Source organism: Herminiimonas sp., assembly GCF_030655415.1.
In genome coordinates, this window is sequence record NZ_JAURVN010000014.1 from 109,901 (window position 1) to 126,320 (window position 16,420).

16 protein-coding genes are annotated in these 16,420 nt (G+C 51.5%); 13 read left to right on the plus strand and 3 right to left on the minus strand.

Features of this window, described 5'->3' with window-relative positions; translation table 11 throughout:
* The first annotated feature begins 5 nt into the window (after positions 1-5).
* The 10 genes from Q7T66_RS09610 (at position 6) to Q7T66_RS09655 (ending at position 9,171) form a co-directional block, all read left to right on the plus strand.
* Positions 6-806 carry a sulfite exporter TauE/SafE family protein gene (locus tag Q7T66_RS09610; RefSeq protein WP_304933117.1) on the plus strand — a complete coding sequence of 267 codons (801 nt, stop codon included), beginning with the start codon at positions 6-8 and terminating at the stop codon, positions 804-806.
* Positions 806-3,343 (plus strand): heavy metal translocating P-type ATPase, encoded by a 2,538-nt coding sequence (locus Q7T66_RS09615; protein WP_304933118.1) that lies wholly within the window; start codon positions 806-808, stop codon positions 3,341-3,343. The genes Q7T66_RS09610 and Q7T66_RS09615 overlap by 1 nt, the downstream gene beginning before the upstream one ends.
* 8 nt (positions 3,344-3,351) lie before the next feature.
* A complete protein-coding gene (gene ccoS, locus Q7T66_RS09620; protein WP_304933119.1) occupies positions 3,352-3,498 on the plus strand; it encodes a cbb3-type cytochrome oxidase assembly protein CcoS in 147 nt (48 codons plus the stop codon).
* 175 nt (positions 3,499-3,673) lie between these two features.
* Positions 3,674-5,101, plus strand: coding sequence for a cytochrome-c oxidase, cbb3-type subunit I (gene ccoN / locus Q7T66_RS09625; protein ID WP_304933120.1), 1,428 nt, complete (start codon positions 3,674-3,676; stop codon positions 5,099-5,101).
* Positions 5,102-5,126: 25 nt separating this feature from the next.
* Entirely contained in the window at positions 5,127-5,741 is a 615-nt protein-coding gene (gene ccoO, locus Q7T66_RS09630) for a cytochrome-c oxidase, cbb3-type subunit II (RefSeq protein WP_304933121.1), read from the plus strand.
* 2 nt (positions 5,742-5,743) lie between these two features.
* Positions 5,744-5,917: a CcoQ/FixQ family Cbb3-type cytochrome c oxidase assembly chaperone gene (locus tag Q7T66_RS09635; protein ID WP_304933122.1), complete on the plus strand. Its 174-nt coding sequence runs from the start codon at positions 5,744-5,746 to the stop codon at positions 5,915-5,917.
* Positions 5,910-6,848, plus strand: a complete 939-nt coding sequence (gene ccoP, locus Q7T66_RS09640; protein WP_304933123.1) for a cytochrome-c oxidase, cbb3-type subunit III — start codon at positions 5,910-5,912, stop codon at positions 6,846-6,848. The genes Q7T66_RS09635 and ccoP overlap by 8 nt, the downstream gene beginning before the upstream one ends.
* Positions 6,849-6,941: 93 nt before the next feature.
* Entirely contained in the window at positions 6,942-8,342 is a 1,401-nt protein-coding gene (gene ccoG / locus Q7T66_RS09645) for a cytochrome c oxidase accessory protein CcoG (protein WP_304933124.1), read from the plus strand.
* A gap of 20 nt (positions 8,343-8,362) precedes the next feature.
* The gene (locus tag Q7T66_RS09650; RefSeq protein WP_304933125.1) at positions 8,363-8,893 is read left to right on the plus strand and encodes a FixH family protein; all 531 of its coding nucleotides are present in this window, start codon (positions 8,363-8,365) and stop codon (positions 8,891-8,893) included.
* Positions 8,894-8,940: 47 nt separating this feature from the next.
* On the plus strand, positions 8,941-9,171 hold the full coding sequence (locus Q7T66_RS09655) for a hypothetical protein (protein ID WP_304933126.1): 231 nt from the start codon (positions 8,941-8,943) through the stop codon (positions 9,169-9,171).
* A 9-nt stretch (positions 9,172-9,180) separates the two neighbouring features.
* Here Q7T66_RS09655 and fnr read toward each other — a convergent pair whose 3' ends face one another.
* Both fnr and fdxA read right to left on the minus strand, forming a co-directional pair.
* On the minus strand, positions 9,181-9,936 hold the full coding sequence (gene fnr, locus Q7T66_RS09660; protein WP_304933127.1) for a fumarate/nitrate reduction transcriptional regulator Fnr: 756 nt from the start codon (positions 9,934-9,936) through the stop codon (positions 9,181-9,183).
* Between the two features lie 60 nt (positions 9,937-9,996).
* Entirely contained in the window at positions 9,997-10,338 is a 342-nt protein-coding gene (gene fdxA, locus Q7T66_RS09665; protein WP_304933128.1) for a ferredoxin FdxA, read from the minus strand.
* A gap of 242 nt (positions 10,339-10,580) precedes the next feature.
* On the opposite strand from fdxA, the gene Q7T66_RS09670 reads away from it, so the two are divergent.
* Together Q7T66_RS09670 and Q7T66_RS09675 are read left to right on the plus strand one after the other, a co-directional pair.
* Entirely contained in the window at positions 10,581-10,769 is a 189-nt protein-coding gene (locus Q7T66_RS09670; protein WP_304933129.1) for a hypothetical protein, read from the plus strand.
* Between the two features lie 359 nt (positions 10,770-11,128).
* Complete coding sequence (locus tag Q7T66_RS09675) at positions 11,129-13,459, plus strand: penicillin-binding protein 1A (protein WP_304933744.1); 2,331 nt, start codon at positions 11,129-11,131, stop codon at positions 13,457-13,459.
* Between the two features lie 130 nt (positions 13,460-13,589).
* Here Q7T66_RS09675 and Q7T66_RS09680 read toward each other — a convergent pair whose 3' ends face one another.
* Positions 13,590-15,149, minus strand: coding sequence for a sensor domain-containing diguanylate cyclase (locus Q7T66_RS09680; protein ID WP_304933130.1), 1,560 nt, complete (start codon positions 15,147-15,149; stop codon positions 13,590-13,592).
* A gap of 240 nt (positions 15,150-15,389) precedes the next feature.
* Between Q7T66_RS09680 and Q7T66_RS09685 the strand changes: the two genes are divergently transcribed.
* Positions 15,390-16,382, plus strand: coding sequence for a formylglycine-generating enzyme family protein (locus Q7T66_RS09685; RefSeq protein ID WP_304933131.1), 993 nt, complete (start codon positions 15,390-15,392; stop codon positions 16,380-16,382).
* Positions 16,383-16,420 lie beyond the last annotated feature (38 nt).

The following is a 16,420-nucleotide window of genomic DNA, read 5'->3' on the forward strand; positions in this document are numbered from 1 at the left end:
AGCGCGTGACGACATTCAGCCTTCTTCCATTCTTCATGATCGGCCTGTTGGGAGGTTTGCATTGCATAGGCATGTGCGGTGGCATCGTCAGCGCGTTTTCTGCCGCGTCTAAACCGGCTCGTGCTTTCCCTGTTGCGGTCATCAATGTGCAAGTGAGCCAGATGCTTGTCTTCGAAAATGTCGCGCGCATCTTCGCCTATAACGCGGGGCGTATTGGCAGTTATGCGATTGCCGGTGCCATGGTCGGCGGCATTGCTGGCAGCGTGCGTTCCTTATCTAAACTCGCAGCAATACAGATCGCCGGATACTGGCTGGCTAACCTGATGCTGGTCGCGCTTGGGTTGTATCTGATGGATGTCTGGCGCGGTTTGGCCCACGTCGAAGCCTTCGGCCAGATCATCTGGCGACACATTCAACCGTTGATGAAATTACTGCTGCCGATTGACAATGCAGGCAAAGCTTTTGCGCTAGGCGGATTGTGGGGCTGGCTGCCGTGCGGCATGGTCTACAGCGTCTTGCTGACCGCAATGTTCTCCGGCAGTGCGACCTCAGGTGCCAGCGTGATGCTGGCATTCGGGCTGGGCACCTTGCCGATGATGCTGGGCTTGGGATTGGTCGGCGCCAGATTGCGAGTATGGGCGCAGCGCCGAGCGATCAGAATCGCTTGCGGCGCAGTGGTGCTGACATTTGGTGTGCTCGGTCTGCTGCGCGCGAATGGGATGTCCGCAGGTTTCATGGATGTGTTCTGCATTACGCCACCGTCGATTACTTCATCAGTGATTAAGTCACCTGCGGGAGCGTCGTGATGAGCGCCGTTTTCATGGATAGCAATCAGCCTGTAGCAGATGCATCATTGCCGGATGAGGTTTGCTATCACTGCGGTTTGCCTGTTCCGCTTGAGTCAACGTGGCGAGTCACGATAGACGAGCAAGCGCGCGCCATGTGCTGCCCAGGTTGTGAAGCGGCAGCACACACCATCGTAGAAATGGGCTTGTCCGATTATTACCGCACACGTTCTGCTTTTTCTTCCTCGACCGATAGCGCGGCATTGTTGCCGGAGGAATTGCTGCTTTACGATTTGCCGGACGCACTCAAACAATTCGACCTGAATGCGGAATGTGCGGAAGTCACCTTATCGATAGAAGGCATACGTTGCGCCGCCTGCGTCTGGCTGATTGAACGACGTCTCGCGCGTTTGCCCGGCTTGCATGCGGTTAACTTGAACGTGGCAACGGAACGCTTGTATGTCCGATGGAATAAGGCGAGCTGCAAACCAAGCGATATTCTTCAAGCGATACGCGATATTGGTTACGTCGCTTATCCGTACGAGACCGCCAGACACGATGCGCAGTTACGCCGTGCCAGCCGTACCTTGTCACGCCAGCTATTCGTGGCTGGTTTGTCGATGATGCAGGTGATGATGTATGCGGTGCCTGCCTACATTTCGCACGATGGCACGCTGGAAGCGGATATGGCTGAGTTGATGCGCTGGGCCAGCTTGTTGCTCACGATACCTGCGATCTGTTACTCGGCGCTGCCGTTTTTCAAAGGCGCTTACGCAAGCTTGCGGCACCGTACGCTGGGGATGGATGTGCCCGTGTCACTAGGCATAGGTGCTGCATTTATCGCAAGTGTCGTCGCGGTGGTACAAGGCAGCGGCGATGTGTATTTTGACTCGGTCACGATGTTTATCTTTTTGCTGTTGTGCAGTCGTTATCTGGAGTCGGTCGCTCGCCGCAAAGCGGCTGCTGCACTAGAAAAACTTCAACATGCTTTGCCCGCATCTGCATCACGCATGAATACCTATCCGACGCAGCGCGATTGCAGCATGGTCTCGGCAACACAGCTTTGTGCAGGCGATTTCATCCTGGTCAAACCGGGTGAGGCGATAGCGGTCGATGGCGAGATTGTCGAAGGCAGTAGCACGATAGACATGTCGCTGCTAACAGGAGAAAGTCTCCCTTTGAAGAAAGCAGTCGGCGACATGCTGCCTGGTGGCGCGATCAATATTTCACAAGCGATCGTAATGCGCGTCAGCAAGATTGTGACCGAGAGCACCTTATCTCAATTGCTGAAACTGGTAGAGCGTGCTGGCAATGCGAAGCCGCAGATTGCCTTGTGGGCAGATCGTGTCGCTGCATGGTTTGTAGGCGCACTATTGCTGTTTGCGATCGCTGTATTCCTGTTCTGGTACTGGCATGATGCGTCGCGCGCTTGGCCGATTGCGATTGCGGTATTGGTTGTGTCATGCCCTTGTGCCTTGTCGCTTGCCACGCCAACGGCATTGGCTGCTGCTACCGACAGGTTGGTACAACAAGGTGTTTTGATCGTACAGCCGCATGTTTTAGAAATCCTGCATCGCGCTACGCATATCGTGTTTGATAAAACCGGTACGCTGACAGTGGGCAAGCCTGTATTGCAAAAAACTCAGATATTCGGTCTGGCCGAGCGCCAAGATTGTTTACAAATTGCTGCAGCATTGGAGGCGTCGAATGCACATCCTTTTGCGCAAGCTATTGTTGCCGCGGCCGACAAATTAACGCCAGCGATGCGCGCGACTAATTTGGTGTATGTAGCAGGTCAGGGTGTAGCAGGGGAGGTTGACGGTATCCGATATTGTCTCGGCAATGCGCTCTTTGTCAGTGAGCTTGCGGGTCGTCCGGTTTCAGACCAGAGTGAGGCCGGGATGACGCCGGTATATCTGGTTACCACCGACGTCTTGCTGGCTCGTTTTGATCTGGCAGACGCTATACGCGATGATGCGCGCAAGGTGATTTCCTATTTTCAGAGGCACGGTAAAGCCGTCATCCTGTTAAGTGGTGACCAGGAAGAGGTGACACGACACGTTGCGCGAAAACTTGGCATCACCGAAGCGCATGGCGCCTGCCTTCCAGAGAAAAAGCTGGCTTTTGTGCAGGCATTGCAGCAGCAAGGAAAGATCGTGGCGATGGTAGGCGATGGCGTTAATGATGCAGCAGTTTTGCGTGCTGCAGATGTATCGTTTGCGATGGGTTCTGGTTCTGCGTTGGCACAGACGCATGCTGATACCGTTTTGTTGTCGCCGCATCTTTCCGCCGTATCGAATACTGCGGAAGTCGCCGCTAAAGCGATGCGTGTGATTCGGCAGAATCTGGTGTGGGCTACCTGCTACAACCTGTTTGCGATTCCTGCGGCAGCGATCGGCTTGATCAATCCATGGTTGTCAGGCATAGGTATGTCTTTCAGCTCGGCGGTGGTGATAGTCAACGCGCTGCGCTTGCGTCGGATTCCGCGCGACCAGGCTAACGTCGGCAAATCGACTGCGATCACAAGTGACGTCGCAGTCATGCACGATAAGGTTTAAGCAGCGCCATGGAAGCTCTCTATATTCTGATCCCACTCAGTATCCTGATCGTATTCCTCGCGATCTGGGTCTTCTTTCGCGCATCGGACAGCGGCCAGTTCGATGACTTGAAAGGTCCCGGCGAACGTCTGCTGCAAGATGACGACAGGCCTTGAGGCAGATTTGGATAGCTGTCTTATATTCTTCTACACGCTTATCTTGTAGTTCACAGCAAACAAGTCTGCTCATTCAGCAGCTTTGTTGTATATCGTTTGATGCAAATCAAAATGTCTCCCGTCTTGCCGCCTTACCCTCAAGTTCATCATCGTTGTACTTTAGGGAGAAGGTTTGGTGGACAAGACACTTGACTACAATTACAAGATCGTCAAACAGTTCGCGATCGCCACCGTAGCATGGGGCGTGATAGGGATGCTGGTCGGCGTCTTTATCGCGGCACAACTGGCGTGGCCAGCACTGAACTTTGACATTGCATGGTTGAGCTATGGTCGCTTGCGCCCATTGCATACCAACGGCGTCATTTTCGCGTTTGGTATTTGCGGACTGTTCGCCACTTCCTATTACGTCGTGCAACGAACCTGTCAGGTTCGCTTGTTTTGCGACAAGCTGGCTGCATTCACATTCTGGGGTTGGCAATTGGTGCTGATACTGGCGGTGATCACCTTGCCGATGGGCTTGACCCGCGCCAAGGAATACGCTGAACTGGAATGGCCGATCACAATTTTGATCACCATAGTCTGGGTTGCGTACGCCGTGGTCTTCTTCGGTACGCTGCTGAAGCGCAAGGTCGCCCACATCTACGTCGCAAACTGGTTCTTTGGTGCCTACATTATTGCCGTCGCTGTGCTGCATATCGTCAACGGCGCCAGCATGCCGGCCTCGCTGGGCAAATCGTATTCAGCTTATTCGGGTGTGCAGGACGCGATGATCCAGTGGTGGTACGGTCACAACGCTGTCGGCTTTATTTTGACCGCCGGTTATCTCGGCATGGTGTATTACTTCATCCCGAAACAGGCAGAGCGTCCGGTTTATTCATATCGTTTATCCATCGTCCATTTCTGGGCACTGATCTTCACGTACATGTGGGCCGGCCCACACCATTTGCACTACACCGCATTACCGGACTGGACGCAATCTATAGGCATGGTGTTTTCGCTGGTGTTGTTGGCGCCTTCGTGGGGCGGCATGATCAACGGCATGATGACGCTGTCTGGCGCGTGGCACAAATTGCGCTCTGATCCTATCCTCAAATTCCTGATTGTCTCGCTGTCCTTCTATGGCATCGCTACCTTTGAAGGTCCGATGATGTCGATCAAGACCGTCAATTCCTTGTCGCATTACACAGACTGGACTATAGGCCATGTACATGCTGGCGCATTGGGCTGGGTCGGATTCATCACGATGGGTTCTATCTATTACCTGATTCCGCGCTTGTCCGGCAAAAAGGAAATGTGGAGCACGCAATTGATAGAACTTCACTTCTGGGTCGCAACCATCGGCATCGTCCTGTACATCGCATCAATGTGGATTGCCGGCGTGATGCAAGGACTGATGTGGCGCGCTGTAAATCCGGACGGCACCCTGACTTACACCTTTGTTGAAAGCGTGAAGGCGACGTATCCGTACTACGTGATTCGTTTCACTGGTGGCTTGTTGTACCTGTCGGGCATGTTGCTGATGGCTTACAACACGTGGATGACGTTGCGCGACAGCAAGGTAGTCAATGCGCGGATTCCCGAGGTCCTTCCTGCGCATGCCTAGAACACTACAGATCAAGGAGCATTGAATGAAATTTTCACATGAGTGGATCGAAAAGAATCCATGGCTGTTGATCGCACTGGTGACGCTGGTCATCAGCGTCGGCGGTGCGGTAGAGATCGTGCCGCTGTTCTTCCAGAAATCAACGACTGAACCGATTGCTGGCTTGAAGCCATACTCGCCTTTACGCCTGGCTGGTCGAGATATTTATACGCGGGAAGGCTGCTACAACTGTCATTCGCAAATGATTCGTCCTTTCCGCGCAGAGACCGAACGCTACGGTCATTACTCGGTGGCTGGCGAGTTTGTCTACGACCGGCCGTTCCAGTGGGGATCGAAGCGTACAGGTCCGGATCTGGCACGGGTTGGTGGTCGCTACAGTGATGAATGGCATCGCACGCATCTGGATAATCCGCGCGACCTGGTTCCTGAATCGAATATGCCCGGCTATCCATGGCTGGCAAAAACCAGACTCGTTCCTGCAGAAATCACGCCAAAAATGAATGCGTTGCAGCGCCTGGGTGTGCCTTACACAAATGAAGAAATCAAGGCGGCACCAGCAGAACTGGTAGGCAAGACGGAGCAGGATGCGCTGATCGCATATCTGCAGGGACTCGGCATTTTGATCAAGGCGAGACGCTAATCATGAATATTTCCATCGATGCGAGCAGCATCATGACGGTAGTGAGCTTTCTGACATTTGTCGGCATTTTGGTATGGACGTATGTCATACATCGCGGCAGTGACTTTGATACGGCGGCACGCACGCCGTTTGCGGATGAAGAAGACATGGAGAAAGAGGAGCACAGCCATGTCTGATTTCACCAATGATTTCTGGAACATTTACATCTCGGTATTGACGTTGCTTGGCATCATCGGTTGCGGCATTTTGCTGTGGTCGCAATCCCAGGTCAAAGTCAAGATTGAGCCGAGTACCAATCATCAGATGAAAACTACCGGTCATGTTTGGGATGAAGACCTGACCGAGTTGAACACACCAATGCCACGCTGGTGGATGTGGTTGTTTTATATCACCATCGTTTTTGCATTGGGCTATCTCGCCTTGTATCCAGGCCTTGGCACCTATGCCGGTAAGTTGGGTTGGAAATCAGCTGATGCCTATCAAACCGAATTAAAAAAAGCCGATGCTGAATACGGTCCGCTGTTCAATCAGTATCAGCAGCAGGATTTGAAAGCTGTTGCCGCGGATACCAAGGCACATGCAATCGGCGAGCGTCTATTCCTCACTTATTGCGCGCAATGCCACGGCTCTGATGCACGCGGCAACAAGGGTTATCCAAATCTGACTGACAAGGATTGGTTATATGGCGGCGCGCCGGAAGTCATCAAGACCACGATTCTGCAAGGTCGCCACGGCATCATGCCATCGATGGCAGCAGCGCTTGGTTCCGACAAAGATGTAGAAGACGTTGCTCATTACGTATTGAGTTTGTCTGGTTCCAATTCCGATCCGATTAAAACGGTATTCGGCAAATCCAAATTTGCTGCCTGCGTAGCCTGTCATGGCGCAGATGGCAAAGGTAACCAATTGTTGGGTGCGCCCAACCTGAGCGACAAAATCTGGCTGTATGGCGGTAGCTCCAACACCATCATGGAAACCATACGTAAAGGTCGCGACAACACAATGCCGGCGTTCGAAGAGTTCCTCGGTGATGCCAAGGTGCATGTGCTGGCTGCCTACGTGTGGAGCTTGTCTAACGATGTCAAAGCCGAGCAGGCGAGTAAATGATGAATTGCTGCGATGGAGTTCAAGCAGGACATTGCAATCCTGTATTGCCTGATTCCACCGCATTAGCTTTGTAATGGAAAAGAGTAAAAGCGCATGAACCTCAGCGATCCTGAAGTTACCGTCATCAAGATGTACGCCGCGCGGGAAGAAATTTATCCACGTGAGACGAAGGGACGTTATGCGACTTTACGCTGGATCTGCGTCTGGCTGACGCAACTCGCTTTTTATGGAATGCCGTGGATGAGCTGGAACGGTAGGCAGGCTTTGCTATTCGATCTGGCAGCGCGCAAGTTTTATATTTTCGGAATCGTACTGTGGCCGCAGGATTTTATTTATCTTGCGGCTTTGTTGATTATTTGCGCGTATTTACTATTTTTGGCGACAGCGATTGCAGGTCGCGTCTGGTGTGGTTTCGCCTGTCCACAAACGGTCTACACAGAAATTTTTCTGTGGATAGAAAGAATGATAGAGGGCAAGCGCAGCGCGCGCATGCGCCTCGATAAACAGCCTGCATCGTTTTCAAAAATCGCTAAGAAGACTGCCAAGCATATGGCGTGGGGCGGCGTCGCGCTGTGGACTGGCTTTACCTTTGTTGGTTATTTCACACCGATTCACAGCTTGGCGCAAGAAGTGTTGAACCTGGCGCTCGGCCCCTGGGAATTATTCTGGATACTTTTTTATGCCTTCGCCACTTACGGCAATGCGGGCTGGCTGCGCGAACAGGTTTGCAAATACATGTGTCCGTACGCGCGTTTCCAAAGCTCGATGTTCGACAAGGATTCGCTGATCATCAGCTACGATAAAAAACGCGGTGAGCCACGCGGCATGCCGAGCAAGCACGCAGATGCATCCGCAAAAAAACTGGGCGATTGCATCGATTGCACAATGTGCGTACAGGTTTGTCCGGTTGGAATCGATATACGCAATGGTTTGCAATATGAATGCATAGGCTGTGCGGCTTGCGTCGATGCCTGTAATGCGGTGATGGATAAAATCGCATCGCCGCGCGGGCTGATTCGCTATACGACTGATAACGCACTTAGCAATAATTTATCGATCAAGGAAGTCAGACAGCGCGCCTTGCGACCCCGCGTTTTAATCTATAGCGGCATCCTGCTCGCGATCGTGGTGACATTTTTTTCGGCACTCGGCCTGCGCACACCCTTGAAGCTGGACGTGATTCGTGATCGCGGAGCGATGGGGCGTGAGGTCGATGACGGCATGATAGAGAACGTTTACCGGCTGCAGATTATGAACACCTCAGAAACTGCGCATCGCTACCAAATCAGTGTCAGCGGTATTGAAACACTGGCATTGGTGACGCCGAATGTCGTTGATCTGGCCGCGACGGAAACGCGGGCCGTACCTATCAGGTTACGCGTTGCGCAAGGGCAGGGCGAACCAGGCTCGAACAAAATTACCGTCAGCTTGAAAGCACTGGATGATGGCGGTCTGCAAGTCACAGAACACGCGGTATTTTTTGTGCCGCGTTGAGAGAAATACAAGGAAGAATCATGTCGAAAACTACAGCGATATTCAACCAAAATCACGATGAAGGTCCCTGGTACAAACACCGCTGGCCATGGCTATTAATGCTGGGGCCATTTGCTGTTGTGATTGCAGGCAGCATCACCATGTGGATCGCCGTGACGCAACAGGATGCACTGGTGGTGGATGATTATTACAAACAAGGCAAGGCGATCAATCAGGATTTGCGTCGCGATCGTGTGGCAACTGATTTGGGCGTGCAGTTCTCTGCCCATTACGACACACCGACTCGGATATTGAGTGGCTCGATTTCCAACAAAGCGAAGCAGGCTATCGGCGATATCAGCGTGCGACTTATACACGCCACTATTCCGGAAAAAGATATCGTCTTGCTAATACAGCCTGACAAGGCAGGGCATTTCTCGGTTGCGTTACCTATGCTCGATCTGGGACGCTGGCAAGTGCTAGTCGAAAATGAAAAGCGCGATTGGCGTTTGAATGGTATTTGGACTTGGCCAGCGCAACGTAGTTTTGCGATTGAAGCAGATGAGCAATAAATTTATATAGTAGCTAGATAAAGCAGCTCAATAACAAAGGAGATGCAATGCAACGTCTATTGATGATCGTTCTATGGCCTTCATTCCTCGTTGCGATCGCAGCAGAAGGCGCAATGTTCGCCTTGATCGATCCTTTGCATGGACCGATGATGGAAGGTAGCGAGGTTATATGGTCGCTGGCAACCTACACCTTGGGATTTTTTTTGTTGTGGTTGTTTTGCGCCTTGTCTAGCGCTTTGACTTGTTATCTCGGACTTGATCCACAAGAAGTTGAATAATCGCCTGCTTTAACCGCAGCTTTCCATACCGGCTGCCATTGCTTTCAAGGTGATTGGATCGAGCAAGACGATTTCGCGGTTACTGACGGTCAGTAGCCCTTGCTTCTTAAACTTGGACAAGATGCGGCTAATGCTTTCTATGGTCAATCCGAGATAATTGCCGATATCTTCGCGTGACATGCGCAACTGGAAATCAGTCGACGAGTAACCGCGCGCGACATAGCGCGATGCTAAGTTAACTAGGAATGCCGCAAAGCGTTGTTCTGCGCGCATATTGCCAAGCAAGAGCATGACGCTTTGCTCGCGTGTGATTTCCTGGCTCATCATGCGATGGAAGTGACGCAGTAGGATAGGCATGGTGCCGAATAATTCTTCCAGTCGGGGAAATGGAATTTCGCAGACTTCGCTGTCTTCCAACGCAATCGCGTCGCAATGATGGCGATCGGTGCTGATTGCATCCATCCCCAATAATTCGCCCGCCATCTGGAAACCTGTAATTTGCTGTTCGCCACCAGCGTTAATTTGGTAAGTCTTGAAATGGCCCACGCGCACTGCATACAGATTGGTAAATGGGTCATCCATTCGGTACAGATATCCATCGCGCGGCACCTTCCGTCTGCGACCGATGATCTCGTCGAGTTTGTCCATATCATTTTCGCCCAGCCCCATGGGCAAGCACAGTTGATGCATGCTGCAGGTTGAGCAACTGGTGCGCAAGGAACTGACGAGGGACGAAGGATTTGGAAGAGGAGGAGTGCTACTCATGGATGCTTCCTGTTTGGAATGTTGCGTGTACTTCAGTCAGACTTTTTTGCTGCAGACTAATCAAGTTTGATCAGTTCCTGCCAGCAAAGACATTTTATCTTGAACCTGCGCCCACTTTTCGTGATCTGGCATGGGCTCTTTTTGCACTCGGATGCGCTTCCAGTCGGGGTGTTGCGACAAACTTCGATTTAATTCGACGAAATGTTTTTGTTCTTCTGAGATTTCGGCCGCATTAACAATCGCGTTTACCGGACATTCCGGCACGCAGACCGAGCAGTCTATGCATTCATCCGGATTGATTGCAAGGAAGTTCGGGCCTTCGAAGAAGCAATCCATAGGGCAGACTACGACACAATCAGTGTATTTGCACTGTATGCATGATTCAGTAACGACAAACGGCATGCTTTTGTTCCATTTTGGTTCATTTTCCCAAGCTTGCCATTGTAAGCGCTAAGAGAGTTGATTTTGATAATCAAGTGCCGAGATGAAAAATACTCAACTCTTCCAGTCTTCCTACATCAAGTGATTACATCGTCTGATAGCAAGGTTGCTCATCAGCTTTTACGATATTTACACGATGAAGCACACCGAATACGTTGATCAGATGCTTGCATCGATTCTTAATTCACGATGAGGAGAGTGGCATGCCTAGAGTTGATAAATCCGCCTATAACGACAAACACAAGGGGCAAGCCAAGTACCTTGAAGAAGATTATGTAGGCTACGTAGGTAAAATTGTCTGTTTCAAAAAACCTAAACGCAGCGCATGGGCTACAGAAAGCAAGACTTACGACGACGCCAGAAAATCTGGCGCAGCTCGCACACATTATTAAAAAAACGGCTTAATAAAATATCAAATAATGTGATGTCGGATTAAAAAGTATTGCAAGAAACTAAGGTAATAAAATAAATAAAAAAGCGCTGGATCGCCTTGTTGGACGACCAGCGCAGCCTTAAACTCCTATGAAATCCACACGCGGCGAGCATATACAATAGGCATGCATTCAAGAAATGCCGTATTTGCAAGAAACAATTGGTTTCAACTTGCAGGCGCAATGCCTGCTAAAGTTGCGGCGCATACAAGACTTAACAGGGGATCGCGTTGCAGCTGTTTTCATTTATCAAGAAATCCATCGTGGATTGGTCCGAGCGACCAACCGACATCAAACTTAAGCAGGCGGGAATTGTTGGGCTGATAGGCGCGGGCGCTTTCGCATTGTTGATGGTGCTGTTCACCGCCTTGTTCATCGTGCCTAATCTGCCATCGATCGATGCGCTGACCGACTACAAACCGAAAATTCCACTGCGTGTTTATACCGCTGACAATGTCTTGATCGGTGAATTCGGCGAAGAGCGCCGCGACTTCGTGTCGATAGGCGAAATCCCGTCGAGCATGAAGAACGCGATCATCGCGATCGAAGACAATAATTTCTATGAGCATGGTGGCGTCGACATTCTCGGCGTAGTGCGTGCCGGTCTCGCCAATTTGATGCGCAGCCGTTCGCAAGGTGCATCGACGATCACGATGCAGGTTGCACGTACCTTTTTGCTGACGCGTAAAAAAACCTATAGCCGTAAATTGCAGGAAGTCTTGCTGGCTTATCGTATCGAAAAGAACCTGACGAAAGATCAGATCCTTGAGTTGTACATGAACCAGATTTATCTGGGCCAACGTGCTTACGGCTTCGGCAGTGCTTCGCGTATTTATTACGGCAAGCCGATCAAGGATTTGAGTATTGCTGAATCTGCGATGTTGGCTGGTTTGCCTAAGGCGCCGGCTAGCGCCAATCCTGTCGTCAATCCTAAGCGTGCGACTGAACGTCAGCAGTACATTTTGAAGCGCATGCACGACCTCGGCTTTATCACGCAAGAACAATACGAGAAAGCAAAAGAAGAAAAACTGAACGTGTTGGCTGACGGCAATCGCTTCCGCACGCATGCAGAATATGCGGCCGAGCAAGTGCGCCAATTCATGTATTCACAATACAAGGATGAAATTTATACCAGCGGCATGAGCGTATACACCACGCTCAATAAAGCTGATCAAGATGCAGCGTACGAAGCAGTGCGACGCGGCGTACTCGATTACGACAAGCGTCACGGTTATCGCGGCCCGGAAGCCAATATCGATTTGCCGAAAGATGAAGAAGACAGACAGCAGGCGATCGAAGATATTCTGGTCAAACATCCTGATAGCGATGACTTGAAGGCAGCGGTAGTCACTGCGGTTTCTGCAAAATCAGTGAGCGCAGAAACCTTGTCTGGCGACGATATTGAAATCACCGGCGAAGGCTTGCGTTTTGCCGCATCTGGCTTGGCTAGCAAAGCGGCTGAAGGTAAAAAAATCAATGTCGGATCTGTTATTCGCGTTGTACAAGACAGCAAGAAGAAATGGGCGATCGTCCAGTTACCGGAAGTTTCTGCGGCCTTCGTCTCGGTCAATGCACAAGATGGCGGCATACGCGCGATGGTCGGCGGTTTTGATTTTGCGATGAACCAGTTCGATCATGTGACGCAGGCATGGCGTCAACCAGGCTCTACGATCAAGCCCTTTGTTTATTCAGCTGCGTTGGAAAAAGGTTTTTCGCCAGCGACCTTGGTGAATGATGCGCCGCTTGCTGAAGACAGCATGACCGAGCAAAACGGCAAGGCCTGGAATCCAGGGAACGATGACGGCAAATACGACGGCCCTGTGACGATGCGTACTGGTTTGAAGCGCTCGAAGAATCTGGTATCGATCCGCATTCTGCGCAAGATCACGCCACCGTTTGCCATTGAACATATGTCGCACTTCGGCCTGGATGCAGACAAGCAGCCATCGAATCTGACGCTGACATTAGGTACCGGTTCGGTGACGCCTTTACAAATGGCTGGCGCGTATGCAGTGTTCGCGAATGGCGGTTTTAAACTGACGCCTTTCCTGATCCAAAAAGTGGTTGATGTACGCGGCAAGGTATTGATGGAAGCCGATCATCCACAAGCCGGCGATGAAACCGCAAGAGCCATCGATCCACGTAATGCCTTCATCATGAACACGATGTTGCGTGACGTCGTGCGCTCGGGCACCGGCTACATGGCTGGCCAACGATTGGGACGTAGCGATCTGGCTGGCAAAACCGGCACCACCAATGATTCGATGGATGGCTGGTTCGCCGGCTATGGCCGCGACGTGGTCGGTGTGGCATGGATGGGTTACGACAAGCCACGCACCTTGGGCAGTCGCGAATTCGGCAGTACCTTGGCCTTGCCAATCTGGGTTGATTACATGCGCACTGCATTGCGCGGCAAAGCAGAAATCCAGAGCGCGGTACCGTCAGGCTTGACGCAGGTTGATGGCGATTGGACGTATGAAGAATACGTCAATGGCGATTCGGTCAAATCGGTGGATGTCGAAGAGCAAAAAGGATTCTGGGAAAAATTATTCAACCCGGGTGACACGCCTCAAGCACCAGCGCCTGCGAACGGAAATCCTGGCAGCATGACTCCAGAAGAAAAGAAAGCCGAAGATCTTTATCGCGGCTAGATTTATTTGTAGCGCTATATGTGTATAGCGTGAAGATGATGGAAAAATATTCAGCCTGTTCCTGTTAGAACTCGCTGAATATTTTTTTGCTGATGCGGGTATTGCAGAAAGAATATAAGTACGGCTGCTGCTATTCCGAAGGTGCCGTTTCAACTCTACGTCGGCCCAATCCTTTTGCCTTGTACATTGCGCGATCGGCTTTGTGCAACAAGGCTTCGCTAGTGACACCAGATTCGGGATAGGCGGCTATGCCAATGCTGGCTGAAATGCGCACAGTGACTTCATCAAGTACGTAAGGCTCAGATACGCTTTCGACCAGTTTTTCTGCAGTCGTCGTGGCATTTCTCATGCTGGTTCCTACCATCACAATGCCAAATTCATCGCCACCCAAGCGCGCCACCACGTCGGAGTTGCGGCTGCCAGCCTTTAATCGTGCGGCAACACTGCGCAGTAATCTGTCGCCGGTTTCATGGCCGTGCCCATCGTTGATAATCTTGAAGCCATCCAGATCGATATACAGAATCGACAGCACTGTTTGATTGCGCTCGCACAGCAATAGCTGTTGATTGACGATCTCGTTGAATAGCGTGCGATTGGCGAGGCCGGTCAATCCATCGTGATTGGCTCGATGCTGCGCGCTCTGCAGCATTGCCGACGCTTTCATTAATGAGCTGCCGACTTCGTCTGCTTCACGCAGATGTAGAGGAGGGATGGTGACTTTGTCGCCAGTGCCCAAAGCCAGCGCAGGGCCAGTCAGACCGCGTACTGAGTTGGCGATGCGACCGCCGATAAACCATGCTGCTGTGAGGCTGAAGACCAGCAAGATGAACGTTGCCAGTATCAGTCCAAACAGTGTTTTTTCTAGTTCATGTTGGAGACTTTGTGTCGGGATGTTGATTGCCAAGGACCAGTTCGAAACTGATGAGCGGACGAAGACTGTGTGTACAGGTGTGCCATCCAGCGTTACCCGTTCAAAGGTATCTTCTGTCGCTGCTTTGAGGCGCTTGATCAAATCAGGTGGCGCCATTTGGCCGGAGTAACGCGCCATATCTTTGGTGCGTGCAATGATTTTCCCATTGCCATCGAGGATGCCGGCAATCCAGCCTTGTGGCAGCTTTTGTTGCAGGAGCAGCTTTTCGAAACGTTCTGGATAAATGCCTGCATTCAGGTTGTAACGTGTGCCATGACTGAGTACCGGCACGCCTACCGCCAGCAAAGGACGTTTTGTAACTTCGCCGACGAAGATGTCGGAGATGACAGGTCTGCCAGTTTCATAGATGGCTTGCACCCCGACAAAGTTACTTCGGGTTGGCAAGGTTGCGCCAAAGGGGCGACGTGTATTGATATATTGCTTGCCGCTGATGTCCTGCAACGCGATATTCATGTCGCCCTGAGTACTCTGATTCTTCAAGACGTTTTGCGCTTGATGATAAAAAGCGCCGAAGTTGCCTGGAGCTATATACGGCGAGGTAGCCAGCGCAACCAAAGACGATTCGATACTCGCCAGATCGCGGTCTACCACCGAGACCATGGCTCGCGCGGTACCAAGAGAGTTGGCCAACAACTGTTCTCGAGCACGCTGATAATCGTGGTTGATCAGCAAAGCAGCCATCACAGCCGCCGGCAGCACGCATGCCATGACGAGCAAAACTAGCTTGGAGCGTATTGTGGGCGCGCGCTTTGTTTTCATTCTCAGTATGCGTAGAGATGCCAAATGATTAAGAAGGTGCAAATTTTATAACATTTCGATTGTGCAACCGTTTTATTATCGACGGCGAAATATTCCATGCCGGCCGTGGATACCGTTGTGATTGTGCTGCGTCCCTGTGCGATCTACGCCAATTTACTTGGCAAAAAGGCTACGGCAAGGCATCGTAGGAGCTGAATTCAAGCGATTGATTCCTCAAGTTCACCTCTACTTTTTAACGCCATGCGCCGACTGACGATATCCCTTATTTGCTTGTTGACTTTGTCGGCTCATACACCTGCGCATGCAGCGGAGCCGGTCATTCAAAACGCACTCGGCATGAAGTTTGTGCTGGTTCCCGCAGGTGAATTCATGATGGGGAACGACGCATCGGTTGATACGCTGGCAAAAACCTATCCGCAATACGAGCGCAAACGTTTTGAGGAGTTGAGCGATGAGGCCCCGGTACACAAGGTCGCCATCACGCATGCGTTTTATCTTGGACAATACGAAGTTACGGTGGCACAGTTCCGCCGCTTTCTGGCTGCCTCTGCGTATCAGCCTGAATCCGAGGCAGATGGCACAGGCGGCTATGGCTACAATGCCGATTACGATCCGGCCAAGTCTGTACGCGGTGACGCCTTCGAGGGACGCGATCGCAAATACTCATGGCGGAATCCCGGTTTTAAACAAGGCGAAGATCATCCAGTGGTGAACGTGACATGGAATGACGCCGTCGCAATGTGCGCATGGTTGAGCAAGGTAGAAGGCAAAAAGTATCGCTTGCCGACAGAAGCAGAATGGGAATACGCCGCGCGCGCCGGAACGCGCACCCAGTTTTATACAGGCGACGATCCTCAATCCTTGTTGAGTGCGGCGAATGTTTTTGATGCCGATGCTGCAAAAAACTGGGCAAAGTGGCAAAGTTACGCGCTGGCAGGTAGCGATGGTTTTGCATTCACTTCACCCGCAGGCAGTTTTGCGCCGAACGCATTCGGGCTTTACGATATGCACGGCAATGCGTGGGAATGGACAGCAGATTGGCATGATGATCGCTATTATGCAAACTCGCCGGTGGCCGATCCGCAAGGGCCGACAAGTGGCGATGTGCGAGTAAGGCGCGGCGGTTCATGGCACACATGGTCGTTCTACGCACGATCGTCGTATCGGAATTGGAACGCGCCAAGTACGCGCTATACGCTGGTTGGCATGCGGCTGGTGCGTGAAGCGGATTAGTAACAAACTAAATAATTGATTCTTGCGGCGCCATCGAT

Excerpts from the sequence above, each read along its gene's own strand:
- Q7T66_RS09615 (WP_304933118.1), top strand. The coding sequence starts at position 806 with ATGAGCGCCGTTTTCATGGATAGCAATCAGCCTGTAGCAGATGCATCA.
- ccoS (WP_304933119.1), top strand. The coding sequence starts at position 3,352 with ATGGAAGCTCTCTATATTCTGATCCCACTCAGTATCCTGATCGTATTC.
- ccoO (WP_304933121.1), top strand. The coding sequence starts at position 5,127 with ATGAAATTTTCACATGAGTGGATCGAAAAGAATCCATGGCTGTTGATC.
- Q7T66_RS09635 (WP_304933122.1), top strand. The coding sequence starts at position 5,744 with ATGAATATTTCCATCGATGCGAGCAGCATCATGACGGTAGTGAGCTTT.
- ccoP (WP_304933123.1), top strand. The coding sequence starts at position 5,910 with ATGTCTGATTTCACCAATGATTTCTGGAACATTTACATCTCGGTATTG.
- ccoG (WP_304933124.1), top strand. The coding sequence starts at position 6,942 with ATGAACCTCAGCGATCCTGAAGTTACCGTCATCAAGATGTACGCCGCG.
- Q7T66_RS09650 (WP_304933125.1), top strand. The coding sequence starts at position 8,363 with ATGTCGAAAACTACAGCGATATTCAACCAAAATCACGATGAAGGTCCC.
- Q7T66_RS09655 (WP_304933126.1), top strand. The coding sequence starts at position 8,941 with ATGCAACGTCTATTGATGATCGTTCTATGGCCTTCATTCCTCGTTGCG.
- fnr (WP_304933127.1), bottom strand. The coding sequence starts at position 9,936 with ATGAGTAGCACTCCTCCTCTTCCAAATCCTTCGTCCCTCGTCAGTTCC.
- fdxA (WP_304933128.1), bottom strand. The coding sequence starts at position 10,338 with ATGCCGTTTGTCGTTACTGAATCATGCATACAGTGCAAATACACTGAT.
- Q7T66_RS09670 (WP_304933129.1), top strand. The coding sequence starts at position 10,581 with ATGCCTAGAGTTGATAAATCCGCCTATAACGACAAACACAAGGGGCAA.
- Q7T66_RS09680 (WP_304933130.1), bottom strand. The coding sequence starts at position 15,149 with ATGAAAACAAAGCGCGCGCCCACAATACGCTCCAAGCTAGTTTTGCTC.
- Q7T66_RS09685 (WP_304933131.1), top strand. The coding sequence starts at position 15,390 with ATGCGCCGACTGACGATATCCCTTATTTGCTTGTTGACTTTGTCGGCT.